General features: G+C 68.6%; 3 protein-coding genes. 1 reads left to right on the top strand and 2 read right to left on the bottom strand.

Annotated features, from left to right (window positions below; translation table 11 throughout):
• Nucleotides 1–51: 51 nt before the first annotated feature.
• Complete coding sequence (gene vanY-N / locus ABZX61_RS65725) at nt 52–618, top strand: D,D-peptidase/D,D-carboxypeptidase VanY-N (RefSeq protein WP_355213232.1); 567 nt, start codon at nt 52–54, stop codon at nt 616–618.
• Nucleotides 619–649: 31 nt separating this feature from the next.
• Here the strand turns inward: vanY-N and ABZX61_RS65720 are convergent, their stop codons facing one another.
• Together ABZX61_RS65720 and ABZX61_RS65715 are read right to left on the bottom strand one after the other, a co-directional pair.
• Nucleotides 650–1,297 (bottom strand): hypothetical protein, encoded by a 648-nt coding sequence (locus ABZX61_RS65720; protein ID WP_350743545.1) that lies wholly within the window; start codon nt 1,295–1,297, stop codon nt 650–652.
• A 224-nt stretch (nt 1,298–1,521) separates the two neighbouring features.
• Nucleotides 1,522–2,286: AbfB domain-containing protein (locus tag ABZX61_RS65715; protein ID WP_355213230.1), on the bottom strand; the 765-nt coding region annotated here is incomplete at its 5' end.

The following is a 2,286-nucleotide window of genomic DNA, read 5'->3' as shown; positions in this document are numbered from 1 at the left end:
GTGACATCGGGCGGACAACGCGCGCACATTCGGCGCCAATCGTAGTTCGTCATGGACGAACCACGCACCATCCCCCTTCGGCCCCGAGACCGGCTGTATGCCGTGGTCACGCTGGTGCTGGCCGTGCTCCTGCTACCTGCGGCGTTCCTCCGCCGCCCCGGCCAGGCCCGCGAACAGGCCTGCCACTGGGCGTTACGGATGCGATTCCCCGCCGAGGACCTGACCGGGCTCACCGACGGCGCCAGGGCCGCGTTCACCGCGGCCCGCACCGAGGCGCTGTGGCGTCACGGCCAGCTCCTCGGCCTCACCTCGGGCTACCGCGACCCCCTCGTCCAGCAACAGATGTTCGAGGAAGAGGTGCGCCGCCGCGGCTCCGCGACCTTGGCACGCATGCTCGTGCTCCCACCGGCGGAATCCTCCCACGTCAAGGGCATCGCGCTGGACGTGCGCCCCCACGAAGGCGCGCGCTGGCTCGAGGACCACGGCGCCCGCTACGACCTGTACCGCATGTACGACAACGAGTGGTGGCACTTCGAACACCGCCCGGACCGCCGCGGCCGGCCACCACGACGACGGCCCCACCCCGGCGTGGGCTACATCATCGACGACGAGGACTAGACGTACTCCAGACCCGTCAGGCTCGCTGGGATCAGGCGGCGCCGGTCGCGCGGATGCTGTGCGTCAGGCTGCGGCACATGGCGTCCGAGTCGGCGATCCACAAGATCATGAACTTGTATCCCCGGGCTTCTCTGGACTCGGCGTCGGCGCAGAACTTCGGTGCCGGCGGGCCGTCGGCGCGGAAGCCGACGTCCGGGAGAAACGGCACCTGCTTCAGCAGCAGGCAGATGGCCTCCTCCGCAGCGGCTTCCAGATCCCCGCGCACCACTGCCACCAGGCCCACCGACCAACCGTAGTTCGGGTCCTGGTAGATCGACACCGCCAGGTGGTCGTTCTCGTAGGCGCAGTCCACCGCGTCGGCGGCCGCAGTCACCCGGGTGGCGAAGGTCCTGAGCCCCTGACGGAAGGAGCGCAGTTCCGCTTCGTCGGCCATCTTCTGCTCCGGGATGACATCCAGAGCCATGCCGATCAGGCCGTTCACACCGAGGCAGGGGTTCGTGGCGATCCGCTCGACTCCCTCGGGGGAGGGAAGCAACGACCGGGTGATCGGGCCTGCCGCGGGACAGAAGCCCTTCTTGGGCGGCGCCTTCGTCTGGGCTGCCTGAGGGGGTGTGTCTTGTGGAGGGAAGTCCTCGCACGCGGTGACGAAACTCAGCGCGAGGATGGCGGTCAGCAGCATGCTCAAGGGGGAGCGACGGGACATGGGAGTCCTTCCGGCACCGGAGGCAGTCCTATGGATGCTTCCTGGCGACGGCGGAAATGGCATGAGTAGCCCCTACTCATGTGCCCGTGTGTGAGCCGGCCGCCTCGCCCACCAGGGGTCCGGGTCGAACGGCCGGCTGGTGCTGCGGCGGGCGGAGCCGTCCTCGGGCCCGAGTGGCGGGACGGCTCCGCCCGGGGTGCCTACGCCCAGGGTGAGGCGACGACCCAGCTCACGTCGTCGGCCCACGAGGTCGCACTGTCGAAGGTGTTCGATCCGCCCTCGCTGCCGATGTAGACGATGTTGTTGTAGTGACGCAGCAGGCGGTTCGGGAAGTTGAAGGAGGCCCACGAAAGGCCCTGGCCGTTCATGCCGGGCTGCGGGCAGAAGGTGGCGTCGTTGGCGAACAGGGCGCTGCCGTCGTTGGCGTTGCGGTAGAGCTGGTAGTTACTGTGCCGCAGGTAGCTGCCGGGGTAGTTCTTCGACTCGAACGACACGCAGGAGCTGTAGGCCAGGCCGTTGCGCACGATCCACGTGGCGTCGTTCTTGTCCAGGGACGAGCTGCTGGAGGTGATCACGGACGTGACGGCCTGGTCGTTCTGGTGGCGGAGGTAGCGGCCGGTGCAGCAGGCCGTCGTCGCGCGCAGCGAGATCGACGTGCCGGCGGCGGGTGTCCCGCTGGGACGGGCGGCCGTCGTGTAGCCGGCGGCGACGATGCTGGCCTGGACCGCGTTCTCGGTGGCGTCCGTCGGATAGCCGGAGGTCATCACGCCTTCGTAGAAGGTGCCGGCGGAGCCGTTGCTGTTGTCTCCGCCGATGCCGAGGATGATGGCCCCTTCCTTCTTCATCGGGTTGTAGCCCGCGACGTTGGGGCGTGCCCCGTTGTAGTAGGTGGACAGGTTGCCCGACTGGGCATTGCCGGCGCGGATCGACCAGTGGTTCGGCTCGCCCTTGACGATGGCGGTCAG

It is taken from the genome of Nonomuraea sp. NPDC003709, assembly GCF_040610775.1.
Classification (GTDB): domain Bacteria; phylum Actinomycetota; class Actinomycetes; order Streptosporangiales; family Streptosporangiaceae; genus Nonomuraea; species Nonomuraea angiospora_A.
Note: the sequence above shows the minus strand (reverse complement) of the source record. Positions and strands in the feature narration are given on the sequence as shown.

What these genes read in the sequence shown, in the direction of transcription:
- vanY-N (WP_355213232.1), top strand. Translation starts at nt 52, where the DNA reads ATGGACGAACCACGCACCATCCCCCTTCGGCCCCGAGACCGGCTGTAT.
- ABZX61_RS65720 (WP_350743545.1), bottom strand. Translation starts at nt 1,297, where the DNA reads ATGCTGCTGACCGCCATCCTCGCGCTGAGTTTCGTCACCGCGTGCGAG.